This window comes from Kribbella jejuensis, assembly GCF_006715085.1.
GTDB lineage: Bacteria > Actinomycetota > Actinomycetes > Propionibacteriales > Kribbellaceae > Kribbella > Kribbella jejuensis.
On sequence record NZ_VFMM01000001.1, the window covers coordinates 1,813,758 to 1,836,309 of the forward strand.

General features: G+C 69.4%; 19 protein-coding genes. 5 read left to right on the forward strand and 14 right to left on the reverse strand.

Features of this window, described 5'->3' with window-relative positions; all coding sequences use genetic code 11:
* Positions 1-8: 8 nt before the first annotated feature.
* Genes FB475_RS08920 through FB475_RS08935 form a run of 4 tightly spaced genes read right to left on the reverse strand, consistent with a single transcriptional unit; the run spans position 9 to position 4,350 of the window.
* Positions 9-1,037: a FecCD family ABC transporter permease gene (locus FB475_RS08920; RefSeq protein WP_202878293.1), complete on the reverse strand. Its 1,029-nt coding sequence runs from the start codon at positions 1,035-1,037 to the stop codon at positions 9-11.
* Complete coding sequence (locus tag FB475_RS08925) at positions 1,034-2,095, reverse strand: FecCD family ABC transporter permease (RefSeq protein WP_141854289.1); 1,062 nt, start codon at positions 2,093-2,095, stop codon at positions 1,034-1,036. Before FB475_RS08925 ends, FB475_RS08920 begins: the two co-directional genes overlap by 4 nt.
* A 1-nt stretch (position 2,096) precedes the next feature.
* Positions 2,097-3,116, reverse strand: coding sequence for an ABC transporter substrate-binding protein (locus FB475_RS08930; protein ID WP_141854291.1), 1,020 nt, complete (start codon positions 3,114-3,116; stop codon positions 2,097-2,099).
* Positions 3,117-3,159: 43 nt separating this feature from the next.
* Positions 3,160-4,350 carry a C45 family autoproteolytic acyltransferase/hydrolase gene (locus tag FB475_RS08935; protein WP_202878294.1) on the reverse strand — a complete coding sequence of 397 codons (1,191 nt, stop codon included), beginning with the start codon at positions 4,348-4,350 and terminating at the stop codon, positions 3,160-3,162.
* A 205-nt stretch (positions 4,351-4,555) separates the two neighbouring features.
* On the opposite strand from FB475_RS08935, the gene FB475_RS08940 reads away from it, so the two are divergent.
* The gene (locus FB475_RS08940; protein ID WP_141854295.1) at positions 4,556-5,482 is read left to right on the forward strand and encodes a MurR/RpiR family transcriptional regulator; all 927 of its coding nucleotides are present in this window, start codon (positions 4,556-4,558) and stop codon (positions 5,480-5,482) included.
* On the opposite strand, the gene FB475_RS08945 is transcribed toward FB475_RS08940, so the two are convergent.
* The 6 genes from FB475_RS08945 to FB475_RS08970 all read right to left on the reverse strand — a co-directional run bounded on the left by FB475_RS08945 (position 5,479) and on the right by FB475_RS08970 (position 13,953).
* Positions 5,479-6,048 carry a Chromate resistance protein ChrB gene (locus FB475_RS08945; RefSeq protein WP_141854297.1) on the reverse strand — a complete coding sequence of 190 codons (570 nt, stop codon included), beginning with the start codon at positions 6,046-6,048 and terminating at the stop codon, positions 5,479-5,481. The two genes, FB475_RS08940 and FB475_RS08945, sit on opposite strands and share 4 nt — an antisense overlap.
* A gap of 10 nt (positions 6,049-6,058) precedes the next feature.
* Positions 6,059-7,882, reverse strand: coding sequence for an FAD-binding protein (locus tag FB475_RS08950; protein WP_141854299.1), 1,824 nt, complete (start codon positions 7,880-7,882; stop codon positions 6,059-6,061).
* The gene (locus FB475_RS08955) at positions 7,879-8,601 is read right to left on the reverse strand and encodes a VIT1/CCC1 transporter family protein (RefSeq protein ID WP_141854301.1); all 723 of its coding nucleotides are present in this window, start codon (positions 8,599-8,601) and stop codon (positions 7,879-7,881) included. Before FB475_RS08955 ends, FB475_RS08950 begins: the two co-directional genes overlap by 4 nt.
* A gap of 95 nt (positions 8,602-8,696) precedes the next feature.
* Entirely contained in the window at positions 8,697-10,469 is a 1,773-nt protein-coding gene (locus tag FB475_RS08960; protein ID WP_141854303.1) for an aldehyde dehydrogenase family protein, read from the reverse strand.
* Positions 10,466-12,913: an aconitate hydratase AcnA gene (gene acnA / locus FB475_RS08965; RefSeq protein WP_202878295.1), complete on the reverse strand. Its 2,448-nt coding sequence runs from the start codon at positions 12,911-12,913 to the stop codon at positions 10,466-10,468. The genes FB475_RS08960 and acnA overlap by 4 nt, the downstream gene beginning before the upstream one ends.
* Positions 12,910-13,953 (reverse strand): isocitrate/isopropylmalate dehydrogenase family protein, encoded by a 1,044-nt coding sequence (locus tag FB475_RS08970; RefSeq protein WP_141854305.1) that lies wholly within the window; start codon positions 13,951-13,953, stop codon positions 12,910-12,912. The genes acnA and FB475_RS08970 overlap by 4 nt, the downstream gene beginning before the upstream one ends.
* 106 nt (positions 13,954-14,059) lie before the next feature.
* On the opposite strand from FB475_RS08970, the gene FB475_RS08975 reads away from it, so the two are divergent.
* Together FB475_RS08975 and FB475_RS08980 are read left to right on the forward strand one after the other, a co-directional pair.
* On the forward strand, positions 14,060-14,755 hold the full coding sequence (locus FB475_RS08975; protein WP_141854307.1) for a GntR family transcriptional regulator: 696 nt from the start codon (positions 14,060-14,062) through the stop codon (positions 14,753-14,755).
* Positions 14,752-15,741, forward strand: coding sequence for a GDSL-type esterase/lipase family protein (locus tag FB475_RS08980; RefSeq protein ID WP_141854309.1), 990 nt, complete (start codon positions 14,752-14,754; stop codon positions 15,739-15,741). The genes FB475_RS08975 and FB475_RS08980 overlap by 4 nt, the downstream gene beginning before the upstream one ends.
* Here the strand turns inward: FB475_RS08980 and FB475_RS08985 are convergent, their stop codons facing one another.
* Both FB475_RS08985 and FB475_RS08990 read right to left on the reverse strand, forming a co-directional pair.
* Positions 15,742-18,750: a glycine--tRNA ligase gene (locus FB475_RS08985; protein WP_238332039.1), complete on the reverse strand. Its 3,009-nt coding sequence runs from the start codon at positions 18,748-18,750 to the stop codon at positions 15,742-15,744.
* 31 nt (positions 18,751-18,781) lie between these two features.
* Entirely contained in the window at positions 18,782-19,318 is a 537-nt protein-coding gene (locus tag FB475_RS08990) for a TetR/AcrR family transcriptional regulator (RefSeq protein WP_141854311.1), read from the reverse strand.
* A 93-nt stretch (positions 19,319-19,411) separates the two neighbouring features.
* Between FB475_RS08990 and FB475_RS08995 the strand changes: the two genes are divergently transcribed.
* Positions 19,412-20,344: a TIGR03564 family F420-dependent LLM class oxidoreductase gene (locus FB475_RS08995; protein WP_141854313.1), complete on the forward strand. Its 933-nt coding sequence runs from the start codon at positions 19,412-19,414 to the stop codon at positions 20,342-20,344.
* Positions 20,341-21,597 (forward strand): RNA polymerase sigma factor, encoded by a 1,257-nt coding sequence (locus tag FB475_RS09000; RefSeq protein WP_141854315.1) that lies wholly within the window; start codon positions 20,341-20,343, stop codon positions 21,595-21,597. Before FB475_RS08995 ends, FB475_RS09000 begins: the two co-directional genes overlap by 4 nt.
* 12 nt (positions 21,598-21,609) lie before the next feature.
* Here FB475_RS09000 and FB475_RS09005 read toward each other — a convergent pair whose 3' ends face one another.
* Both FB475_RS09005 and FB475_RS09010 read right to left on the reverse strand, forming a co-directional pair.
* Positions 21,610-22,047, reverse strand: a complete 438-nt coding sequence (locus FB475_RS09005) for a DUF3618 domain-containing protein (protein WP_141854316.1) — start codon at positions 22,045-22,047, stop codon at positions 21,610-21,612.
* Positions 22,044-22,490, reverse strand: coding sequence for a phage holin family protein (locus FB475_RS09010; protein ID WP_141854318.1), 447 nt, complete (start codon positions 22,488-22,490; stop codon positions 22,044-22,046). Before FB475_RS09010 ends, FB475_RS09005 begins: the two co-directional genes overlap by 4 nt.
* Positions 22,491-22,552 lie beyond the last annotated feature (62 nt).

The window sequence follows — 22,552 nt, forward strand, 5'->3', positions numbered from 1 at the left end:
CGGGTCTCCTACTTTCCGGTCTTCACGAGCAGGTACAGGAAGTACGGGCCACCGACCACGGCAGTCACCAGGCCGGCCGGAATCTCCAGCGGCGGCGCCAGACCACGCCCGATCATGTCGGCGAACAGCATCAGCAGTACGCCGAACAACGCGGCCGCCGGGATCGACGCCAGGTGCTTGCCGCCGAACACGCGACGAGCCATGTGCGGAGCGATCAGCCCGACGAAGCCGATCGTGCCGGCCACCGCGACCGCGGCCGCGGCCAACGCGACCGCGAACAGCAGCAACAGCCGGCGCGTCTTCTCCACCGGTTCACCGAGGCCCGCGGCCAGGTCGTCGCCGAGGCCCAGCACATCGAGCTTGCGCGCCCAGACCACGATCAGCGGTACCAGTACGAGCACCCAGGGCAGGGTCTCCAGGACGGCACTCATCGACCGGCCGAACAAGCTGCCGGTCAGCCAGATCAGCGCCGCACTGACGTCGAGCGGTTTGCGGACCAGCAAGAACCGGATGCCCGCCTCGAAGGCCGCACTCACCGCGATACCGACGAGCGCGATCCGCACCGGAGTCGCGCCACGCCGGTACGCCAGCAGGTACACCAGCGCCGCGGCTGCCAGACCCCCGGTGAACGCCGCCGGTACGACGGCCACCACCGGTACGCCGGGAATCGCGAGCAGCAGCAGCATGCCACCGAAGCCCGCCCCCTTGGTGACACCAACGATGTCCGGAGCAGCCAGCGGGTTGCGGATCACGCCCTGCATCACCGCGCCGGACACCGCGAGCGCCGTACCGATCAACCAGCACAGCAGGACCCGCGGCAACTGGAAGTCGAACACGATCGCGGCCGCCTGGTCGGACTTGTCGCCGACCAGCGCGTGCAGCACGTTCCCGAACGACACCTGGGTCGCCCCGACCTTGAGGCTGTAGATACTGAGCAGGACAGCCAGCGCGCCGAGCGATCCCATCAGAACCGCAGGATGCCGCTTGGCCAGCGACGTACGCCGGACATGCTGCGCGACGATCGAAGTACTCGTCATGAGCTCACCTTCTGTCGACGGGCCAGGTAGACGAAGATCGGTGCGCCGAGCAGGGCTGTGACCACACCGGCGGGTACTTCGAACGGCGGCTTCACGTAGCGGGACACGATGTCCGCGTACAGCACGAGCACACCGCCGCCCGCAGCGCACAGCGGCAACAGCACCGTGTAGCTGGAACCGACGACGCGGCGCATGATGTGCGGCACGATCAGGCCGATGAACGCGACCGGCCCGGCCACGGACACGGCCGCGCCACACAGCACGATCACCAGCACCGAGCCCAGCATCCGGGTCCGTTCGACGTTCTGACCCAGTCCGCGAGCCATGTCGTCGCCAAGAGCCAGCAGGTTCAGCGGCCGGGCCATCGCGAACGCACCGAGCAGCCCGAGCACCAGCCACGGAAGCAGGTTGCGTACGTCCTGCCAGCCGGCGAAGTTGACGCCGCCGACCAGCCAGAACAACACGCTGTCGGTCGAGTTCTCGTCGAAGATGATCAGCACCTGGGTCAACGAGATCAGCAGACTGCTCGCTGTCACACCGGCCAGCGCGAGTCGCACCGGACTGACCCGGCCACGCCCCGAGCCGGCCAGCAGCATCACCGACACGCCCGCCGCGGCCGCGCCGCCGAACGACAACAGGATCGTCGGCGCCCCCGACAGCGAGGGCACGACGGTGATCGCCAGCACGACGACGAACACCGCGCCGGCGTTCACGCCCATGATCTCCGGCGCCGCCAGCGGGTTCGCGGCGACCGCCTGCATCAGGGCGCCGGCCACCGCCAGGGCGGCGCCGACGCAGAGCGCCAGCACCACCCGCGGCATCCGGATGGACTGCAGGATCAGTTCGTCGGAATCGTCGGCCTTGAAGATCGCCCCGGGCAGGTGCGACAACGAGATGTGCTGACTCCCGATCGACACGCCCCAGAGGAATCCCGCGACGACCAGCACGAGCAATACCAACGACGCCCAGGCGACCCGCTGCTTGCTGGTGACGATCTTCGGACGCCGGTGAGCAGCGTCGTCTGTCGGTTGGGGCGCAGTGCCCACGGACACGGACATGTCACTTCCCGTAGAGGAGTTTGACAGCTTCCTGGGCGACCACTTCGGAGGCGATCAGACCTCGCGACCGGGACCACTCGTTCGGGTCGACGTCGTAGGTCGCGTTGTTCTTCACCGCCGGAATGTCCTTCCACAGCGGACTCTTCTTCCACTGGTCCCGCAGCGTCGGTCCGTCGTTGGCCGCGATGAACATGATGTCCGGTTTGGTGACGACCAGTGTCTCCAGCGTGAGCGAGACCGACGCGTCCCCGGAACTGTCCGGCAGCGGTGACTTGATGCCGATCGCGGACAGGACTCCCGGGGTGTAGGCCTTCGGGGGGAACCCGGTGAAGCCCTTCTCCGAGGCGCGGACGAACAACGCCTTGCGGTTCTCGCCGGCCGGCGCCATCGCCTTCAGATCGGCCATCGTCTTGGCGTGCTCGGACAACCGGGTCTTCATCTGGTCGCACTTGTTCAGCGCGATGGCGGTCGACATCTCGCTGTCCAGCACCTGCTGGTAGTTGCCGTTCAGGCTGGCGTAGGCGATCGTCGGCGCGATCTTCGACAGCTGTGCGTAGATGGCCTTGTGCCGGCCGCTGTCGGCCACGATCAGGTCCGGTTTCAGGGCCGTGATCACCTGGATGTTCGGCGTCGCCCGCAGGCCGACGGACTTGTACGTGCCGACCTTGTCCCGTAGGGCGGGAATGATCCGCTTCGGCTGGTTGTCGTCGGCGACGCCGACCGGTGACATCCCGACCGCGACCAGCGCGTCGACGAACGAGTACTCCAGCGCCACCACCCGGGTCGGATTGCCGGTGATCGTGGTGCTGCCGAGGTCGTGCTTGATCGTGCGGGTCGGCTTGCCGCACTGGTCCAGGTTCACGTCCGGGCTGACGCCCTCGGCGGCGGCCGCGCGGTCGGCGTTCGGAGCCGCGCCGGTGGACGGCGAGGCGGAGCCGCCACAGCCGGCCAGGGCGACCGCGGCGGCGGTCAGGGTGACGGCGACGGCGAGACGCCGCAACCGCGAGGTTCGGTGGGACATGGCATTCGCTCCTGAGGTCGACAATGCCTTGCAGGGATGGGATTCATCCGGCCAGGGAGACGGAAGGGGTGCGGGACAGGGCCGGTTCGCCGACGTCCGGGCGGTCGGACGGACCGGGGCCGTCGTACAGGTTCCAGGGAGCCTGCTGGTAGCTGTTCGCGCAGGGCAGGCCGGGAGTCAGCCGGTACGTGCCAGTGGTCAGGTCGACCAGGCTGGACACGATCGTGGCGTAACGGTCGAGCTCGTGCCGGCGCGGATCGACGTGCTGGCAGACGGCGTTGGGATGACTGAAGTGGTCGCTCATCGTGGTCTGCACGATGGTCTCGACGGCCTTCTCGGTGGTGCCGTCGCGGCGGACCTGGTCCAGGCCCTCCTCGACGCGCGGCACCCGGTAGAGCGAATCCACCGAGAACGGCCGGTAGGTGTCCTCGAGCTGCGGTGGGACGAAGGCCTGGAAGTGGTTGCCGTGGACCAGCAGTCCGTCGGTCGGATACATCCAGCCATGCCGTCCGGGGGTGGTCTCGACATCGATGGCGAAACCGTCGCGGTGGGTGAGAAGCAGGTTGCTCGACAGGCTCTGGCGAACTCCGAAGACGACCTGCAGGGCGTCGTACAGGTCCCAGCTCTCCAGCACCATCCGGCGGACGAAGGTCCCCGGTACGGCGAGGCCGCGGCCGAAGCCGGCGCCCAGCCCGTTGGCGTTCAGGGACAGACCGGCCGAGTTCGCACCGTGCCGCGCGAGCTGACCGGCCTCGACGTGCCCGATCACCGTCGGCTTGCCCGGCTGGGAGATCCGCAGCAGCACGATGGTGTCGGCGACTCCGGCCCACAGGTCCCAGTTCTGCCCGGACCAGACGTGCCCGAGCGGATTGGCCGCCGGGAGGATCGCGAACGACGTACAGCCGTCGTCACCTCGGCCGTCGTCCTCGAACGGGTTGCCGCGGGTCAGTTCGCCGCGGCTGTTCAGCGCGAGGATCTCGGCGAACGTCCGGCCGGATCCCTCGGCGATCCCCCGGACCTCCTCCAGCAACTCGGGGGCGTGCGGCTCGATCACCGGGACCCAATGCGGAGCGCGCTCGAGGACCTCGGTCCAGGCCAGGCCGGTGGCCCGCGGGACGGACTCGGCGTAGAACCCCAGCGAGCGCTCGATCAGCGTCCGCGCGGCCTCGCCGTACTGGCGGCCGCGATCGCGGGCGTCGGCGCCGGAGATCTCGATGGTCGGAAGGTGTGCCACGGAAGTCGCTCCAGGGAGTGAGTGGTAGCTGGACACGCGCCGTTCGTTGTGTTCACTACGAATATTCGTCTGACGGTAGTGATTGCTACAATCCCTGTCAACGGGTCGGCTCATCGTTTACCTGCCGGTGACACAGCTGACCGGATGACATGATCTGCGTACTGATCTGCGTACTGACAGGAACGACTGGGAGCCGGAGGAGCCGATGTCCGAAACCAAGGCGCCCACCCTGCCGGAGCGGGTGGCGAGCCGGATCGACTCGTTGACCGCGACCGAGCGGAAGATCGCCGAGTACCTGTCGGCCCATCCCCAGGAGGCCGCGTTCTCGTCCGCCGAGGAGCTCGGCCGGGCCACCGGGACCAGCGACGCCAGCGTGGTCCGCACCGCCAAGGCCCTCGGCTTCGACGGCCTGCCGGGGCTGAAGCGGTCGCTACAGGGTGAGCTGCAGGCGCTGCTGAGCCCGGCGAACCGGCTCAGCAACAGCCTCGCGTCGTTCGACGACGGCGCCGAGGGCATCCTCACCGCGACCCTGCGCGACCACATGGAGCGGCTCGAGCAGGCCGAACGAAGCATCGACCCGCAGGCCTTCGCGCACGCCGTCGAGCTGATCGACTCCGCTCGCGAGACGATCATCTGCGGCTTCGCTGGCCTGGACGGTGTCTCGGCGTACACCGCGACCCACCTGACCCGCATCGGCCGCCGGGCCCGGGCGGCGTCCGACACCGGCTACCGGCTCGCCGACCGGTTGCTGATGCTCGGCCCCGAGGACGTGGTCGTGGTGATCGCCCACAACCGGATCATCGTGGAGACGCGCGTCATCCTCGATCTGTGTGCCGAGGTCGGCGCCCGCGCCGTGCTCATCACCGACACCCTCGGCGAGGCACTGCGCGACCAGGTCGACGCGGTGCTGTCGGCCCCGACGAGCCGTCCGGGGACCTTCACCAGCCAGGCGACCGTGCTGATCCTGCTCGAGGCGCTGGTGATCGCGGTGGCCGCGCGGGACCAGAACCGCTCGCTGCGGACGACCGACCGGATGAACCAGCTCCGCGAGGAGCTGATGGGCTTCTCCCGCGCCGACGAGGTGGCGCTGAACCTGCCGGCCGCGCGCCGCGACCGCAAGCGCGACGCCTAGATCTTGCCCTCGGTGCGCTCGTAGACGTCCGCCTCGAACTCCTCCAGCAGCCGCTCGCAGTCGGCCACCTTGGCCCTGGCCAGCTCCTTGCCGTCGGCATCCATCCAGTCGCGGTCCTCCACCTTGGCGAGCCAGCGGCGGAGCTTCTCCAGGTCCTGGCGGATCTCCTCGGCCTCCTCGAAGGTGTAGTTCTCCCGGAACCGCTCGAACTCGATCTCCTTGACGAACTTGGTCTCGCACTCCTCGACGATCTCGGCGTACTCCTTGGCCGACTGGACCCGGAAGCCCTCGACGAACTGCTCGCGGGCGTCGTCGTCCACCTCGGTCAGGGTCAGGAACACGCTCGAGCCACCCAGCTCGGTGACCCGCTCGCGGACCTTCTCCATCCCGGCCCGCAGCTCGCCGCGGTCCGGTAGCACGCACACGGCCTGCTGCACGTAGAACCCACCCAGGCGCTTGAGCTCCCGCCACACCGCGACCCGGGCCCGGGAAGACTCGCTCGGCACCTTGTAGATGAGCAGCAGCCAGCCCTCGGAGCTCTTGGTCTTGGTACGTCGGGTCGCCATGCCGGACAGGTTATCGGCTGACACAGGACCGCAGTCCGTCGACGAGGTACGGCATCACCTCCTGCCAGTCCGCGACCAGACCGACGTCACAGTGCGCGAAGATCTCCGCGGCCGGGTCGGTGTTGATCGCGACGACGGTCCCGGCGCGGCTTGCGCCGGCCAGGTGGTTCAGGCTGCCGGACAGTCCGACGGCCAGGTACAGGCGCGGGGCGACGCTCCGGCCGGTGATGCCGAGTTGGCGCCCGTGCGGGAGCCAGCCCTGGTCGGTCACCTTGCGGGTGGCGGCGAACTCCGCGTGGAGCAGAGCGCGGACGGGCTCCAGTTCGTCGTACTTCTCCGGCGGTACGCCGCGGCCGACGCCGATCACGACCTCCGCCCGGTCGAGCGCATCGCCGTCGTCTCCGGTACGTCGCTGGGTCCTGGTGATCGCGGCGTCGGGCTCGACGTGGAGGATGTGCTCCTCGAGCGGACGGTCCGCGCGTGGGGCGCGGAGCGGCAGGAGGCCGGTCCTGAGGGTGGCGATCTGCGGGGAACCGTGGCTGACGATCTCCGCGAGCGTGCCGCCACCGGACGGTTTCAGCCCGCTCAGCCGCCCGTCCTTGGCGGACAGGCTGACGAGGTCCGACATCAGCCCGGCGTCGAACGCGACTGCAAGCCGGGCCAGGACCTCGCGATCCCACGGCAATGCGGCACCCAACACAGCCCAGGGCGGCCGCGGTTCCATCCACTCCCACAGAGCCCGGGCCACGGACCGCGGTTCGTCGGCGTCCAGCGTCACAACCGAGTCAGCACCCCAGCAAGCAAGATCGCTGTCCCCGGCAGCCGATCTGACGGCGACCACCTCGCCACCAACCTCAGCGGCAAGCCCAGCAGCCGCCCCGAGCAAAGCACGCGTCCCCTCCACCGGCCCCGGCCCAACCAACACCGCTACCCGCGCCGCGGCGGGCGCAGCGGTGGAGGCCACGGCGGGCTCCTCGTCTGTTCCTCCGCCGCGACGCCCGGAGGGCGTCGCCTTGTGAGGGGCGACAGGTTCTGGGTGGGTGGTGATGGGGGCGGTGAAGCAGCCGCGGGTGAGGAGTTCGGCGATTGCGCGGTCGGCCTGGATCTGGGGTTGGCCGCGGAAGATGACGGGGTTGCGGGTGCGGGGGGCGGGGTGGACCTGGGCGACCTTGGTCGGGCTGGCCGCCAGGCCCCACGAGCCTTCGGTGAGGTCGGCCGTGGTGACCCGGCGGACCGTGTCGGGAGACGGCCAGGTGTCGGCAGGAGCCTTGGCGGGGTCACAGGAGCGTTCGGCTACTGCGACGACCGCGGGGAGGTCGATGGCGACCGATTCCGTCCCGGTGTCGTACTGAACGGTGGTCCGCAGCCGGCCGTCGACCGGATCCAGAGTCAGCACCGGACCGGTGAACGGCAGGCCGAGGAGTTCGGCGAGCATCGCGCCGACGGCTCCGGTGCTGCCGTCGACCGAACTGTTGCCGACCAGGATCAGATCGGGCGGATCGTCGAGCAGCCGGATCGTGGCGGCCAGCGCGCGAGCGGTCACCAAACAGTCCGATCCGGCCAGCGCCGGATCCGACAACTGCACCGCATCGTCGACACCCCACGCCAGCGCCTCACGCAGTACGTCGACGGCAGCAGGCGGGCCCATGGTGATCGCCGTACTGCGGCCACCTGTCGCATCCGCCAGCCGCACCGCCTGTGCCACGGCCCGGCGGCACCACGGGTTCATCTCTGCGACCGCACCGGCCCGTTCGAGCCGGCCGTCGGCGTCGAGACGGCCGCTGTGGTCGCCCTTGGGCACCTGCTTCACCAGGGCCGTGACCACGAGACTCATGACAAGCCTGTCCCGACCGCCAGCCCGATCGCGAACGTGACCGCGGCCGAGATGCCCCCGAGGAGCAGCTGCCGTCCACCGCCGTACCAGAACGGACGGGCGGTGATCTTGCCGACGATGCCGCCGGTGACGACCAGACCGAGCGCGCTCAGCAGCAACGCCGGCAGCACCGAGCCGGCCCCGAAGAAGAACGGCAGCAGCGGGATCACCGCACCGATCGCGAAGGCCGCGAACGACGAGCCGGCCGCGACCCACGGCGACGGCAGATCGTTGGGGTCGACGCCGAGCTCTTCCCGCACGTGCACGTCGAGCGCGACCGCCGGGTTGGACGTCAGCTCGCGCGCGACCTCGGCCGCGAGCTCCGGACGCAGCCCCTTGGCCTCGTACATCATCGCGAGCTCGCGCTCTTCTTCTTCCGGGTGGATCTCGAGCTCGCGCCGCTCGACCGCGATCTCGGCCTGCATCAACTCGGTCTGGGACGACACCGAGGTGAACTCGCCGGACGCCATCGAGCACGCACCGGCGACCAGCCCGGCCAGCCCGGTCATGATCACGACCTTTCCGGTCGCGCCGCCGCCGACCACACCGGCGACCAGGGCGAAGTTCGAGACCAGGCCGTCCATCACGCCGAACGTCGCCGGCCGCAGCCAGCCACCGGTCACATCACGATGCGAGTGGTGGATCTCGGGGGTTTCGGTTTCCGCAACATCCGCGGTCATCAGAGACAGTCCTTCCGCAGGGTAGGTGAGCCTTGCCGCACCAAGGTTTGCGTAACCTCAGTTAAATTGCATCACCTGTTACACAAGTCTATTCGTTACTTCTGGCTGGCGCCAACGGCACCACGGTCCGCGGCCGACAGGTGCTGCACGGTCACTCCGGTGGCGGTCATCGTGCGAGTCACCGCGCGGCCGCCGTAGACCCAGTAGATGACCAGCTCGTCGCTGCCACGGTTGACGAACTGATGGGGTACGCCGGCCGGCACCCAGGTCGCGTCACCCGCCTCCAGGTCGATCCGTTCGCCGTCGATCACCGCGGTCGCCTGCCCGGCGAAGACCAGTACCGATTCCTCCACGTTGTGCGAGTGCATCGGAATCTCGGTGCCCACGGCAAAGATCGTCGTCCCGGTGGTGATCCGGTTCGCGTCGGTGTTCCACGCGCCGACGTACGGGACGGTACGGACGCCGCTGCCGCGGTCGAAGACCTCGGTCTGATCCGGCCGGATCACCAGCCGGGGCGGGGGTTCCGGGGACCAGACGGTCTTGACGTTCATGAACTCGCGCATCCCGTGGACGCCGAGTTCACGGCCGTACCCGGACTGCTTGATCCCGCCGAACGGCAGCCGCGGATCCGACGCCACCATCGCGTTCACGAAGACCGCACCGGCGTCGATGCGCCGTACCAGGTCTGCGGACCGCTCGGGTGAGGTCCACAGTGATGCACCGAGACCGAACTCGGTCTGGTTCGCCAACCGGATCGCCTCGTCGGCATCAGCGGCCCGGACGACCGCCGCGACCGGACCGAACGTCTCCTCGTCGAACGCCGCCATTCCCGGCAGCACGTGGTCGAGAACGGTCGGCAGGTAGTAGTAGCCCGGCCCGGCCGGGGCTCCCCCACAGACGAGGGTGGCTCCGGCTTTGACGGTACGGCGTACCTGGTCGTGCAACGTGTCGCGCAGACCGTCACGGGCGAGCGGGCCGAGCGTCGTCTCGCGCTGCAGTGGATCGCCGACGACGAGATTCTCGATCTCGGCGGTGAAGAGACCGACGAACTCGTCGGCGACGGACTCCTCGACGATCAGCCGTTTGGCGTTCACACAACTCTGGCCGGTGTTGAGGAACCGCGCCTTCACCGCGGCCCGAGCGGCCGCTGCGAGGTCGGCGTCGGCGAGGACGACGAACGGGTCGGATCCGCCGAGCTCGAGGACCTGCTTCTTCAACGCCCGACCGGCCTGGGTCGCGATGATCCGGCCGACCTCGGTGGAACCGGTGAACGTCACTGCGGCGATCCGGTGGTCGGTGATCAGCGCGGCGACCTGTTCGGTCTCGACCAGCGCGACCCCGATCAGGCCGCTCGGCATTCCGGCGTCGGCGAGGACCGACTCGATCGCCAGCGCGCACTGCGGCACGGTGTTCGCGTGCTTCAGGATCGCGCCGTTGCCGGCCGCGAGGGCGGGGGCGGCGAAGCGGAAGAACTGCCAGAACGGGAAGTTCCACGGCATCACGGCGAGGACGACGCCGAGTGGTTCGACCTCGATCCGGCCCTGGGCGGTGACCTGCTCGGCGGCGAGGAAGCCTTCGGCGTTGGCCGCGTAGTACTCGCAGGTGATCGCGCACTTCTCGATCTCGGCCTCGGCCTCGGTGATCGGCTTGCCCATCTCGGTGCTGATCAGCTGCGCGAGGCCGTCCTTGCGCGCGCGCAAGGTGTCGGCGATCGACTGCAGCAGTGCGGTACGTTCGTCCACGGAGGTCAGCCGCCAGTTGCTCTGGGCAACCAGTGCGGCGCCGAGCAGGCGGTCGACGCGGTCTTCGTCGTACGGCTCGAAGCTCGCGAGTTGCTCGCCGGTGGCTGGGTTGATCGAGGCGATCACAGGGTCTGCCCTTCGCTGAGTCTGTGCAGGACGTAGGGGAGTACGCCGCCGTGCTGGTAGTAGTCGTGTTCGCGGGGTGTGTCGAGGCGGACGCGGAGCCGGTACGTGCGGCCCGCGGACCGCGCGGTGGCGAAGCCGTCGTCGTGCAGCTCGATGTCGATGGGGTCCTCGCCGGTCAGGTCGCCGCCTTCACCGGGCAGGAACTCGAGCGGGAGGATGCCGAGACCGACGAGGTTGGAGCGATGGATCCGTTCGAACGACTGCGCCAGGACTGCGCGAATGCCCAGCAACGCAGGGCCTTTGGCGGCCCAGTCGCGCGACGAGCCGGTTCCGTATTCCTTGCCTGCGACGACAACCATGGGTACGCCGGCGGCTCGGTAGGCCATCGCGGCGTCGTAGATCGAGATGATGGCGCCGTCGGGACCCCGGGTCAGCGGGCCTTCGACGTCGACGAGCTGGTTGCGCAGGCGAACGTTGCCGAAGGCACCGCGCATCATCACCTCGTGGTTGCCGCGGCGGGAGGCGTAGGTGTTGAGCTCGGTCACGCCGAGATCTCGCAGGTAGCGTCCGGCGACACTGTCCGGCGGGATGGCGCCGGCCGGTGAGAGGTGGTCGGTCGTCACGGAGTCCCCGAGCCGCACCAGCGCGCGGGTCCCGGTCAGGTCGCCGGTCGGTCTGGTGAAATAGTCCGGTCGGCGGAGGTACGTCGAGTTGCCCCAGGCAAACGTCTCGCCCGGCGGGGCGTCCAGGTTCTGCCACCGTTCGTCGCCGGTGAACAGGTCGTCGTACGCGTGCTCGAACAGTTCGGGCACGAGCACGTCCCGCAGTACCGCGTCGATCTCGGCCGGTTCGGGCCAAAGGTCACGCAGGTACATGTCATCGCTCAGCGGCTCGGTCAGCAGGTCGATGTCGATCCGCCCGGCCAGCGCGTACGCGATCACCAACGGCGGCGAAGCGAGGTAGTTGAGCCGCACGTCGGACTGGATCCGGCCTTCGAAGTTCCTGTTCCCCGACAGCACGGCCGCGACCGTCAGATCCTGCTCGCGCACGGTCCGCGCGACGTCGTCGATCAACTCACCCGACGCGCCGATACACGTCATACAACCGAATCCGGTCAGGTGGAATCCCAGCTTCTCCAGGTACGGCGTCAGACCGGCCGCCTGCAGATAGTCCATCACCACCCGCGACCCCGGCGACAACGTCGTCTTCACCCAGGGTTTGCTCACCAACCCGCGCTCCACAGCCTTCTTCGCCAGCAACCCGGCCCCGACCATCACCGCCGGGTTCGACGTATTCGTGCAGGAGGCGATAGCGGCAACCACCACAGCCCCATGCCCCACGGCCGAGTTGGTGCGGGTGCCGGGCGGTAGTTCGTCTTCGGCGGCTTGTTTCGTGTGAGTCAGCGGGATGCGTTGGTTGGGGCGGCGGGGGCCTGCGATGGAGGGGACGATGGTGGACAGGTCCAGCTCGACGTGTTCGTCGTACCGCAGCTCGGCTGCGGGGTCGTGCCACAGGCCCTGCTCCCGAGCGTAGGACTCGACCAGGGCGACCTTCTCCGCCGAGCGGTTGGTGAAGCGGAGGTAGTCGAGGGTGCGGTCGTCGATCGGGAAGTACGCCACGGTGGAACCGAACTCGGGGCACATGTTCGCGATCGTGGCCCGGTCGGTGACAGGAAGCCCGGCGAGCGCCGGACCGGTGAACTCGACGAACTTGCCGACGACTCCATGCGCACGCAGCGTCTCGGTGATGGTGAGGACCAGGTCGGTCGCCGTGACACCGGCCGGCAGCACCCCCGTGACCGACACACCGACGACCGGCGGCAGCACCATCGAGACCGACTGACCGAGCATCGCGGCCTCAGCCTCGATACCGCCGATACCCCAGCCGAGGACGCCGAGGCCGTTCACCATCGTGGTGTGCGAGTCGGTCCCGAGACACAGATCCGGGAACACCTGACCGTCACGCTCGTCGACGACCCGCGCCAGATGCTCCAGGTTGAGCTGATGCATGATCCCGGCTCCGGGCGGGACCACCTTCAGCTGCCGGAACGTCTGCTGTCCCCAGCGCAGGAAGCGGTACCGCTCGGCGTTCCGCTCGTACTCGCGGGCCACGTTCAGCCGCAACGCGTCCGGCCGGCCGAACACATCAGCGATCACCGAGTGGTCCACCACGAGCTCCGCCGGGATCACCGGATCGACCAGCGCCGGATCCTTGCCCAGCGCAACCATCGCGTCCCGCATCGCCGCGAGGTCGACGAGTACGGGTACACCGTTCGTGTCGTGCAGGAAGACCCGGGACGGGTACACCTCCAGCTCACCGGTGATCCCCGGCTCCCAGTTCCGCAGTACGTCGCTCGCCGTACCGTGCCGCAGCGCGTTCTCCAGCAGGATCCGCAGCGTGCGGGGCAGGTGATCGGGTGCGATGCCCGCGAGCCGCTGGATCACGTCAGCTCACCGATGACGGCCTCGGCGAAGGCCGACGTACCAACTGTTCCGCCGAGGTCGGCAGTTCGCGTACCCCGGGCGACGGTGGCCCGGAGCGCCTGGTCGATCAGGCCGGCCGCGTCGGTCGCACCGAGCCAGTCGAGCAGCATCGCGCCGGAGGCGATCATCGCGGTCGGGTTCGCCAGACCGCGGCCGGCGATGTCCGGCGCCGAGCCGTGCGCGGCCTGGGCCATCGCCCGGTCGAGCGAGGCGTTGATGGACGGCGCGATGCCGAGCGAGCCGGCCAGTTCGCCGGTCAGGTCGGACAGGATGTCGCCGAACATGTTCTCGGTCACGAGTACGTCGAAGTCCGCGCCGTGCCGGACCAGGTGGACGGTCATCGCATCGATGTGGAAGTCGTCGACCTGTAGTTGCGGGTAGTCGGCCGCGATCTCCCGGCAGATCTCCCGGAAGAGGCCGGTCGTGGTCCGCAGCACGTTGGCCTTGTGCACGATGGTCAGGTGCCGGCGCCGCCGGAGCGCGAGCTCGCACGCCTGCCGCGCGATCCGCTCGATCGCCGGCCGGGTGAAGATCCCCATCGCGATCGCGACGTCCTTGGTGGGCATGAACTCGCCGGTGCCGCGGTAGGTGCTGCGGTCGGCGTAGAAACCCTCGGTGTTCTCGCGCACGACCACCAGGTCGAGCCCGGGCACCAGCGCGGGCGTCCCCTCGAAGGCCCTCGCCGGCCGGATGTTCGCGAACAGGTCGAAGTGCTTGCGGAGGAACCCGCTCGGGTTCAGCCGGGCCCGGTGCGCGGCCGGGTACGACGCACTGTCGTGCGGACCGAGCAACCACCCGTCGAGTTTGTCCAGTGTCTCGACCGTGACGTCGGGCAGCGCACTGCCGTGCGTCTCGATCGCCGCGGCGCCGACCGGAAGCGGCACCCACTCGACCGGCTCTGCGCCCGTCGCATTCAGCGCCGCGTCGAGCACCTGGACCGCTGCCGGAACGATTTCCGGCCCGATGCCGTCGCCGTCGAGGACTCCCAGTCGATACGCCATGAGCACGAGTGTGAGTCGTTATAACGACTCACGTCAAGGATACCGTTGCGGTCGTCTCGCGCCTTGATATGCTGCGATCCGGCGTTATAAGCGATCGGAGGTAGGTGTGACGAAGGCGGAGACTGCCTACGAGCTCGTCCGCGACCAGGTGCTGCGCGGCGATCTGCTGCCGGGTGCGGTCATCCCGCAGGCCGCACTCGCCCGCGAGCTCGGTGTGAGCACCACCCCGTTGCGCGAGGCGCTGCGCCGGCTGATGACCGAAGGACTGGTCGAGCTGGACGCACACCGCGATGCTCGCGTCACCCGGTTGACCCTCGAGGAGGCGCGGGACCTGATCGAGGTACGCCGCTCGCTCGATCCGCTGGCGGCCGGCCTGGCAGCAGAACGCCGTACTCGCGAGGACCTCGCGCTGATCCGGCAGACGGCCGACGAACTGCGGCCGCTGCGCACCGATCCCGGACCGGCGGAACTGCTCACGCACCGGCGGTTCCACGTGGCGATCTACACGGCCTCGCACAACCAGTTGCTGATCCAGAGCCTGGACAGCCTGTGGGACAAGGCCGACCGGTACCGGCGGCTCGCCCTCGAGGACGGCCGGACCGAGTCTGACCTGGACCGCACGCACTCCGAGCACCGCGCCCTCGTCGATGCGATCGCCGCCGGCGACTCCGCCACCGCCACGACGGTCATGCTGGCCCATGTCGAAGCCAGCCTCGGCGCCCGCGCGGTGGCCCAGCTCACGTCCGCGGCCGCGGAGCCCGCGGCCCGCTCACTGCGGGGCATCCGAGGAGGACGCGCATGACCGGCGCGCTGTGGACCGGTTTCCGCCACCGCGAGGTCGATACCAACGGCTGGTCGACATTCTGGCGACTGGATCCGCGTGGTCACGACTTCGGTCTGAGCGACTGGATCGGCGCCCCGGACCGCCCGGGCCACCGACTGTGGGAACGTGCCGCGACACCAGCCGGAGTACGTGCGGCCTGGCGTACGTCGGCCGCGCGGGTCGAGCTCGACGTACGTGCCGGCCTCGGCATCTATGCGCGGTTGGCGCCCGTCGATGTGCTGGTCGACGGCGAGCTGCACCACCGGTGCGAGCTTCGCGAAGGTGAGCAGACGTTGCGGATCGCGCTGCCGGCACGCACGTCCACGGTGGAGATCTGGCTGCCACAGTCCGGATCGATCGCGGTCCGGGAGCCGGCATTCGACGGCGCCGCCGAGCCGATCGCGCCGAGCGGACCGCGATGGATCACCTACGGCAGCTCGATCACCCAGTGCAGCGGCGCCGCCGGACCGTCGGAGACCTGGCCTGCCTTGGTCGCCCGGCGGCACGGCTGGGATCCGATCGTGCTCGGGCTGTCCGGGGAGTGCCATCTCGACCCGATCGCGGCGCGGACGATCCGCGACACCCCGGCGGAGCTGATCTCCCTGTGCCTCGGCATCAACATCTACGGCGGAGCGACGTACTCCGGACGCACGTTGCCCAGCGCGGTCGAGGCGTTCGTCGCAACAGCCCGCTCCGGACACCCGCGGACGCGGGTCGTGGTGATCACTCCCCTGCTGGTCCCGGACCGGGAGGGCGAAGCCAACGCGGTCGGCCTGACCCTCGACGACGTCCGCGACTGTGTGACGCGCGGCGCTCAGGTCGATCCTGCCGTCGAGGTGATCGACGGCAGGAAGATCCTGACCACCGACGAAGCCCGGGCCTTGTACACAGACGGTCTGCACCCGGGCCCCGACGGCTACCGCTTGATCGGCGAGCGTCTCGGCGAGCTACTCACGCCGGCCTGATCATTCCGTGGCGCTCAGGCTGGTGCCCAGGGCCTGCCAGTCGAGGACCGGGGCGGCCAGGTGGCTGATGGTGGCGAGGAGGCCCAGGCGGGCGGCGCGAAGGTCCGGCTCCTTCGCCATCACGAGGATGTCGTCGAAGAACGCGTTCACCGGCTCGACCAGGACCGACGTGGCGGTGACGAAGTCGGCCAGACCTGTCGGCGCCTGGCCGATCTTCTGGACTGCCTCGTGCAGTGCGACCTCGGCCGGCTCGGTCAGCTTGCTCGCGTCGTACGTCGGCTCCGTGCCCTCCGGGACGATCCGCCGAACCCGCTGCAGCACCGCGACCAGATCGGCGAACTCGGCGTTCCCGACGAGCTCCTGCAGCGATTTCAGGGTCTCGTCCGCCGCCGCCGGAGCGGTTGCCAGCGGCAACACCGCGGCCACCTGCAGGTGGTCGTCGCCACGATCGAGCAGCTGCTGCTCGTACCGCCGTACGGTGAACTCGGCAACGTCCTCCAGCGACTCCGCCGGTACGTCGATGCCCTGGGCACCGATCTCCGCCGCGGCGGCCTGCAGGCCGATCGGCACGGTGATGGCACTCAGCGTTGGGTGCTCGCGCAGGATCGCGACCACCCCCGCGGCCGCCCGCCGCAACGCGAACGGGTCCGAGCTACCGGTCGGCTTCGCCCCGACAGCGAACAACCCGGCGAGCAGATCGAACCGGTCCGCCAGCGCGAGCAGCGCACCCGGAGTCGTGGACGGGACCGGATCACCGGCCGACCGCGGCAGCTCCATGTCGAACAGTGCCTGCGCGACCGCGTCGCTCTCGCCCGCCCGCTTGGCGTACTCCCGCGCCATCGTGCCGGCCAGGCTGGTCAGCTCGACCACCATCTGCGACCCGAGGTCGAACTTCGCCAGCTCCGCGGCGCGCTGCAACGTGGTCAGCTCGTCGCCGGTGAGATCGATAATCGCGGCCAGCTTCAGCGCGATCCGGCCGATCCGCCCGGCGCGGTCCGCCATCGACCCGAGCCGCTCCTCGAAGGCCAGCTTCTCCAACTCGGCCTTCATCGACTCCAGCGGCGTGTCGAGGTCGGCCCGCCAGAAGAACGCGGCGTCCTCGTAGCGGGCCCGCAGTACGGCCTCGTTGCCGGCCCGGACCACGTCCTCGTCCACCGAACCGTTGGCCACGGCAACAAAGTGCGGGAGCAACTTCCCGTCGTGGTCCCGCACCGGCAGGTACCGCTGGTGCTTGCGCATCACGGTGGTCAGGATCTCGCTCGGCAGGTCCAGGTATTCCGGGGCGAACCCGCCCAGGATCGGCGTCGGCTCCTCGATCAGGTTGACGATCTGGTCGACCAGCGCGGCCTCACCGTCGACGTCCACAGTGCCCTGCACCTTCGCGGACAGGTCGGCCGCGGCCTCGACGATCGTCGCGCGGCGCCGGGCCGGGTCGGCCTCGATGCCGTGGATCCGGAGCAGGTCCAAGTACCCCTCGGCGGACGCGATCTCGACCTTCGGCTGCGCGGCGGTCCGGTGCACCCGCGTCGTACGGCCGGCGGCCAGGCTGGAGACGGAGACCGGGACGATCTCGTCGCCGAGCAGCGCGACCAGCCAGCGGATCGGCCGGGTGAAGGACAGCTTGGCGTCGTTCCACCGCATGTTCTTGTCCGAGCGCAGGCCGGCGACGATCTCGCTCAGTACGCCGCTCAGCACCTCGGCCGCACCACGACCCGGGTCCGGCTTGGTGACCGCGACGTACTCGACGCCGTCGACCTCGAGATCGTGCAGCTCGCTCTCGTCGACCTTCTGCCCGCGGGCGAACCCGGCGGCGGCCTTCGTGAGGTTGCCGTCGGCGTCGTACGCAGCCGACTTCCGCGGACCGCGCACGACTCGCTCCGCGTCCGGCTCACCCGCGTGCACGGAGGCCACGAACGCGACCACCCGGCGCGGCGTCGCGTACGTCGTGATCTTGCCGTGCTCGAGCCGCGTCGCGGCCAGCTTCTCCTCCAGTGCGGCCTGCACTGCCGCCGCGGTCTTGGTGACCTCGGACGGCGGCATCTCCTCGGTGCCGATCTCGAAGGTCAGCTGCCGGGTCCCACTGATCACCGGGAACTCGGTCGGCTCCGGCGCCGCCGGCGGCAGCTCCGCGAGACCGAGCGGGTGCTCCAGTTCCGCGCGGCGCTCGGCCCACAGCCGCGAGACCTCGCGCGCGAGCGTGCGCATCCGGCCGAACGCCTTCGCGCGTTCCGTCGTACTCACAGCACCGCGGGCGTCCAGGACGTTGAACGTGTGCGAACACCGCAGTACCTGGATGTGTGCCGGCACCGGGAGCCGGTCGTCGATCATCCGGCGGGCCTCGTTCGCGTACTCCTCGAACAGCCGCTTCTGCGACTCGACGTCCGCGTCGTCGAGGTAGTACCGGCTCATCTCGTACTCGGCCTGGCCGAAGGCCTCGCCGTACGAGATGCCCGGCGCGTAGGCGATGTCCTTGAAATGCGAGACGCCCTGCAGCGCCATCATGATCCGCTCGATGCCGTAGGTGATCTCCACCGACACCGGGTCCAGCGTCATCCCGCCGGCCTGCTGGAAGTACGTGAACTGGGTGATCTCCAGTCCGTCCAGCCAGACCTCCCAGCCGAGACCCCAGGAACCGGTCGCCGGGTTCGCCCAGTTGTCCTCGACGAAGCGCACGTCGTGCGCATCGATGTCGATCCCGAGCGCCTCGAGGCTGTCCAGGAACAGTTCCTGCGGGTTGCCCGGGTCCGGCTTCAGCACGACCTGGAACTGGGTGTGGGTCTGCAACCGGTTCGGGTTCTCGCCGTAGCGGCTATCGTCCGGCCGGACACTCGGCTCGACGTACGCGACCCGCCACGGCTCGGGACCGAGCACCCGCAGGATCGTTGCCGGGTTCAGCGTTCCGGCACCGACCTCGGTGTTGAACGGCTGCACGACCATGCAGCCCCGATCGGTCCAGTACTTCGTCAGCGCGAGCAGCGCGTCCTGCATGGTGAGCACAGCAAACCTCATGCCATCGTCTGGGGGTTTCCGGTCACGAAGTCTATTCGCTGCGTGTCGGTGCTATTCCCCGGATTGCCAGAGTGAGCAGTCGGGCAGCCTGATCGGGGTCGTCGCCGCTGGCCAGCGAGATGCCGTTGGCCAGCTTGAGCAGGTCCTCGATGCGGGTGTCCTCGGGTACGACGTCCTCTTTTTGAGCGCGGTCGAGGAGCTTCCGGCCGGCGGTCAGCAGGCGGGCGTGGGCGTCCGAACCGCAGTCGCCGCTCATCACCAGCGCCGTCGCCAGACCGCGGCTCCCGGTCGCGTGCGCCACCACGGTGTGCAGCCAGGACGTCAACGCCTGCAGGGGATCCGGGTCGTCCAGCAGCTCGGTGGCCTGTGCGCAGACCGCGTCGATACTGCTCCGGAAGACCGCCTCCAGCAGGGCGATCCGGCCCCCGAAATGCCGATGCAGCGTCGCCGAGCCGACCCCGGCACGCCGGGCGATCTCCTCCAGCGAGGCGTCCGCGCCGTACTGCCCGACCACCTCGGCCGCAACCGCCACCAAGCGATCGCGGTTGCGCTGCGCGTCAGCTCGCATCTCGTCTTTTCCTTGCGTAACCGGGGTGGGCCCCCATATCGTACCGGACATAAATGGGGGGCAACCCCACTTAAATCTTCAGGAGACCGTTCGATGCGTATTGGTATGGCTTTCGGCGACGTCCGCGGACCGAGCCCGCTCCCCGTGATCACCCGCCAGATCCACGAGGCAGCCGCAGCCGGGGTGCGGTCGGCGTGGATCTCGGACGGGGTCGGCTGGGACGCCCTGACCGCCCTCGCCGCCGTCGGGCCGGTCCCGCCTGGGTTGGAGCTCGGCACCGCGGTCGTCCCGTTCCCCCAACGGCACCCGCTACTGCTCGCCCGCCAGGTCCTCACCACCCAGGCGGCCTTGGGCCACCCCCTCACGCTCGGCATCGGCGCCGGCATCGCCCGGATGGTCGAGACGATGTACGGCTTCCCGACAACCCGCCCGGCCGCGCGCCTCCGCGAGTACTTGGAGGTCCTCCACCCCCTGCTCCAGGGCAAACCGGTCGACCACCACGGCGAGTACTACACGGCAGTAGCCGAGCTGACCCGACCCACAGCCGGCCCCGGAGCCGGCGCCGACGGAGTCGGCCTGCCGGCCCCATCGGTTCTGGTGGCTGCGCTTGGGCCGGTGATGTTGAAGGTGGCGGGCGAGTTGGCGGCCGGGACGGTCACCTGGATGACCGGGCCGCGGACGCTCGGCGAGCATGTGGTGCCGGTGATCACGCGGGCGGCAGGTGGGCGGGTGCCGCGGGTGGTGGCGGGGTTTGCGGTGTGTTTGACATCGGACGAGGACGCCGTACGGGCGCGGTTCGGGGCGGAGTTCGCGCTGGCGGGGCAGGTGCCCGAGTACCGGGCGATGCTCGACCGGGAAGGGGCCGCGGGGCCGGCCGACGTACTGCTGGTCGGGGACGAGGCGGCGATCGCCAAGCAGCTCGACCGGATCCGCGACGCCGGCGCCACCGACGTGATGCTGGCGCCGATCGGCACAGCGGACGAACAACGCCGTACGACTGAGTTCTTGTCTACTATCGGCGGGTGACGGTTACTGATGCCGGTGGGGTGGTCGACGCGGTTTGGAGGATCGAGTCGGCTCGGATTATTGCGGGTGTTGCGCGGATCGTGCGGGACGTGGGGCTGGCGGAGGAACTGGCTCAGGATGCGCTGGTGGCGGCGCTGGAGCAGTGGCCCGAGTCGGGCGTACCGAAGAATCCGGGCGCCTGGTTGATGGCGATCGCGAAGCGCCGGGCGATCGACCTGATCCGGCGCAAGGAGACCTACCAGCGCAAGCTCGCCGAGCTGGGACACGAGCTTGAGATCGACGGCGACTCTGTCGAGGACGATGTCGAGGCGATTCTCGAGGACCACATCGAGGACGACTTGCTCCGCCTGGTGTTCACCGCGTGCCACCCGGTACTCACGATGGACGCCCGCGTCACGCTGACGCTCAAGCTGCTCGGCGGCCTGAAGACCGACGAGATCGCCCGCGCGTTCCTCGCCCCGGAGGCGACGATCGCCCAGCGCATCGTCCGGGCCAAGCGCAACCTCGCGAAGGCCGGGGTCCAGTTCGAAGTACCGTCCGGCCCCGACCTGCTCGACCGCCTGCAATCGGTCCTCGAAGTCGTCTACCTCATCTACAACGAGGGGTACTCCGCGACCGCCGGCGACGACTGGATGCGCCCGGCGCTGTGCAACGAGGCGATGCGCCTGGGCCGGCTGCTCGTCGAGCTGATGCCGACCGAACCCGAAGTACTCGGCCTGCTCGCCCTGATGGAGCTCCAGTCCTCCAGAGCGAACGCCCGCACCGGCCCCGACGGGGAACCGGTACTGCTGCTCGAACAGGACCGCCGCCGCTGGGACCGCCTGCTGATCCGCCGCGGCCTCGAAGGCATCGAGCGCGCCTGGGCCCTGGAGAAACCACCCGGCCCGTACCTGCTCCAGGCCGCGATCGCCGCCTGCCACGCCCGCGCCGCCGACCCCGACGACACCGACTGGGCCCGGATCGCGGGCCTGTACGCCGTCCTCGCGCAAGTCACGCCGTCGCCGGTGATCGAGCTCAACCAGGCGGTCGCGATCTCGATGGCGTTCGGCCCAGAACGCGGACTGCAGGCCGTCGACCTGCTTGCCGACGACCCGTCGCTGCAGGACTATCACCTGCTCCCGAGTGTCCGCGGCGACCTGCTGTTCAAGCTCGGCCGCCTGGACGAGGCCCGTGCCGAGTTCGAGAAGGCGGCCGCGCTCACCCGCAACGAGCGCGAACGCAAACTCCTGCTCGAACGCGCCGCCGCCTGCTGACCGCTCCGAACACTACTTGTGCCGGCGAGCCATCCACGCCGCAGCAGCAACGCCGAGGGCGAACGCACCGCCGACCGCAGCGACGGCCCTCGGGTGCCGCTTACCGACCGCCGGCAACTCCTTGACTGCACCAGGCACCTGCTTCACAGCACCAGGCACCTGCTTCACCGCACCGGGCACCTGCTTGACCGCCTGCTCCGCGGTCTGCTTGACCGCCTGACCGGCATGCCCCGCGGTTTCCTTCACCGCCTGCCCGGCGTGCCCGGCGGTCTGCTTCATCGTCTGCCCGGCGTGGCCCGCGGTCTCCTTCATCCGGTGTGGAACGTTGAGGCGCCGGCTCAGCTCCTGCACGGTGTCAGCCAGGTGCTGCCGGGTCTGTTCGAGATCGACGCGCAGCGTCTCGCTCTCGGACATCGGCTCGCGGTGCGCTCCGTTCTTGGTGGTACTCACGAAATGACCTTCCCTTCCGGATGGTGCCCCTTGAGTGCTTCCAGGTCGTCGTGCATGCCGTCGACGGCACGGGTCGGCACCGGCGGACCGGCACGCGTCACGTGCCGCTTGCCGAGCAACGCCGCCACGGCCGCGATCGCGAACAACACAGCGGCCACGATCAGCGCCGACAACCAGGCGGGCAGCGCGGTCGCGAGTCCGAGGATCGCGGCGGCGATCAGTGCGCCGAGGCCGTACAGCGCCAGCGTGCCCGCCCCGCCGAACAAACCGGCGCCGACGCCGGCCTGCTTGCCCTTCTGTTTGAGCTCGACCTTGGCGAGTTCCAACTCGTCACGAACCAGCCGGCTCAGGTCGCTGGTCGCCTGGCTGACCAGTGCCCCGACGTGCGTGCTCTCCTCGATCGGTCCGGCCCGGTGCCGGACGATCTCCGGACGTGTCGTCATGATCGCCTCCCGTGTTCGGCTTCACGCCCGGTACCCAGATCACGTTCCGGCACGCGCGAGTA

What these genes read in the sequence shown, in the direction of transcription:
- FB475_RS08985 (WP_238332039.1), bottom strand. Translation starts at nt 18,750, where the DNA reads ATGAGGTTTGCTGTGCTCACCATGCAGGACGCGCTGCTCGCGCTGACG.
- FB475_RS08995 (WP_141854313.1), top strand. Translation starts at nt 19,412, where the DNA reads ATGCGTATTGGTATGGCTTTCGGCGACGTCCGCGGACCGAGCCCGCTC.
- FB475_RS08980 (WP_141854309.1), top strand. Translation starts at nt 14,752, where the DNA reads ATGACCGGCGCGCTGTGGACCGGTTTCCGCCACCGCGAGGTCGATACC.
- FB475_RS08955 (WP_141854301.1), bottom strand. Translation starts at nt 8,601, where the DNA reads ATGACCGCGGATGTTGCGGAAACCGAAACCCCCGAGATCCACCACTCG.
- FB475_RS08925 (WP_141854289.1), bottom strand. Translation starts at nt 2,095, where the DNA reads ATGTCCGTGTCCGTGGGCACTGCGCCCCAACCGACAGACGACGCTGCT.
- FB475_RS08940 (WP_141854295.1), top strand. Translation starts at nt 4,556, where the DNA reads ATGTCCGAAACCAAGGCGCCCACCCTGCCGGAGCGGGTGGCGAGCCGG.
- FB475_RS08990 (WP_141854311.1), bottom strand. Translation starts at nt 19,318, where the DNA reads ATGCGAGCTGACGCGCAGCGCAACCGCGATCGCTTGGTGGCGGTTGCG.
- FB475_RS08920 (WP_202878293.1), bottom strand. Translation starts at nt 1,037, where the DNA reads ATGACGAGTACTTCGATCGTCGCGCAGCATGTCCGGCGTACGTCGCTG.
- FB475_RS09010 (WP_141854318.1), bottom strand. Translation starts at nt 22,490, where the DNA reads ATGACGACACGTCCGGAGATCGTCCGGCACCGGGCCGGACCGATCGAG.
- FB475_RS08930 (WP_141854291.1), bottom strand. Translation starts at nt 3,116, where the DNA reads ATGTCCCACCGAACCTCGCGGTTGCGGCGTCTCGCCGTCGCCGTCACC.
- FB475_RS08970 (WP_141854305.1), bottom strand. Translation starts at nt 13,953, where the DNA reads ATGGCGTATCGACTGGGAGTCCTCGACGGCGACGGCATCGGGCCGGAA.
- FB475_RS08945 (WP_141854297.1), bottom strand. Translation starts at nt 6,048, where the DNA reads ATGGCGACCCGACGTACCAAGACCAAGAGCTCCGAGGGCTGGCTGCTG.
- FB475_RS08950 (WP_141854299.1), bottom strand. Translation starts at nt 7,882, where the DNA reads ATGAGTCTCGTGGTCACGGCCCTGGTGAAGCAGGTGCCCAAGGGCGAC.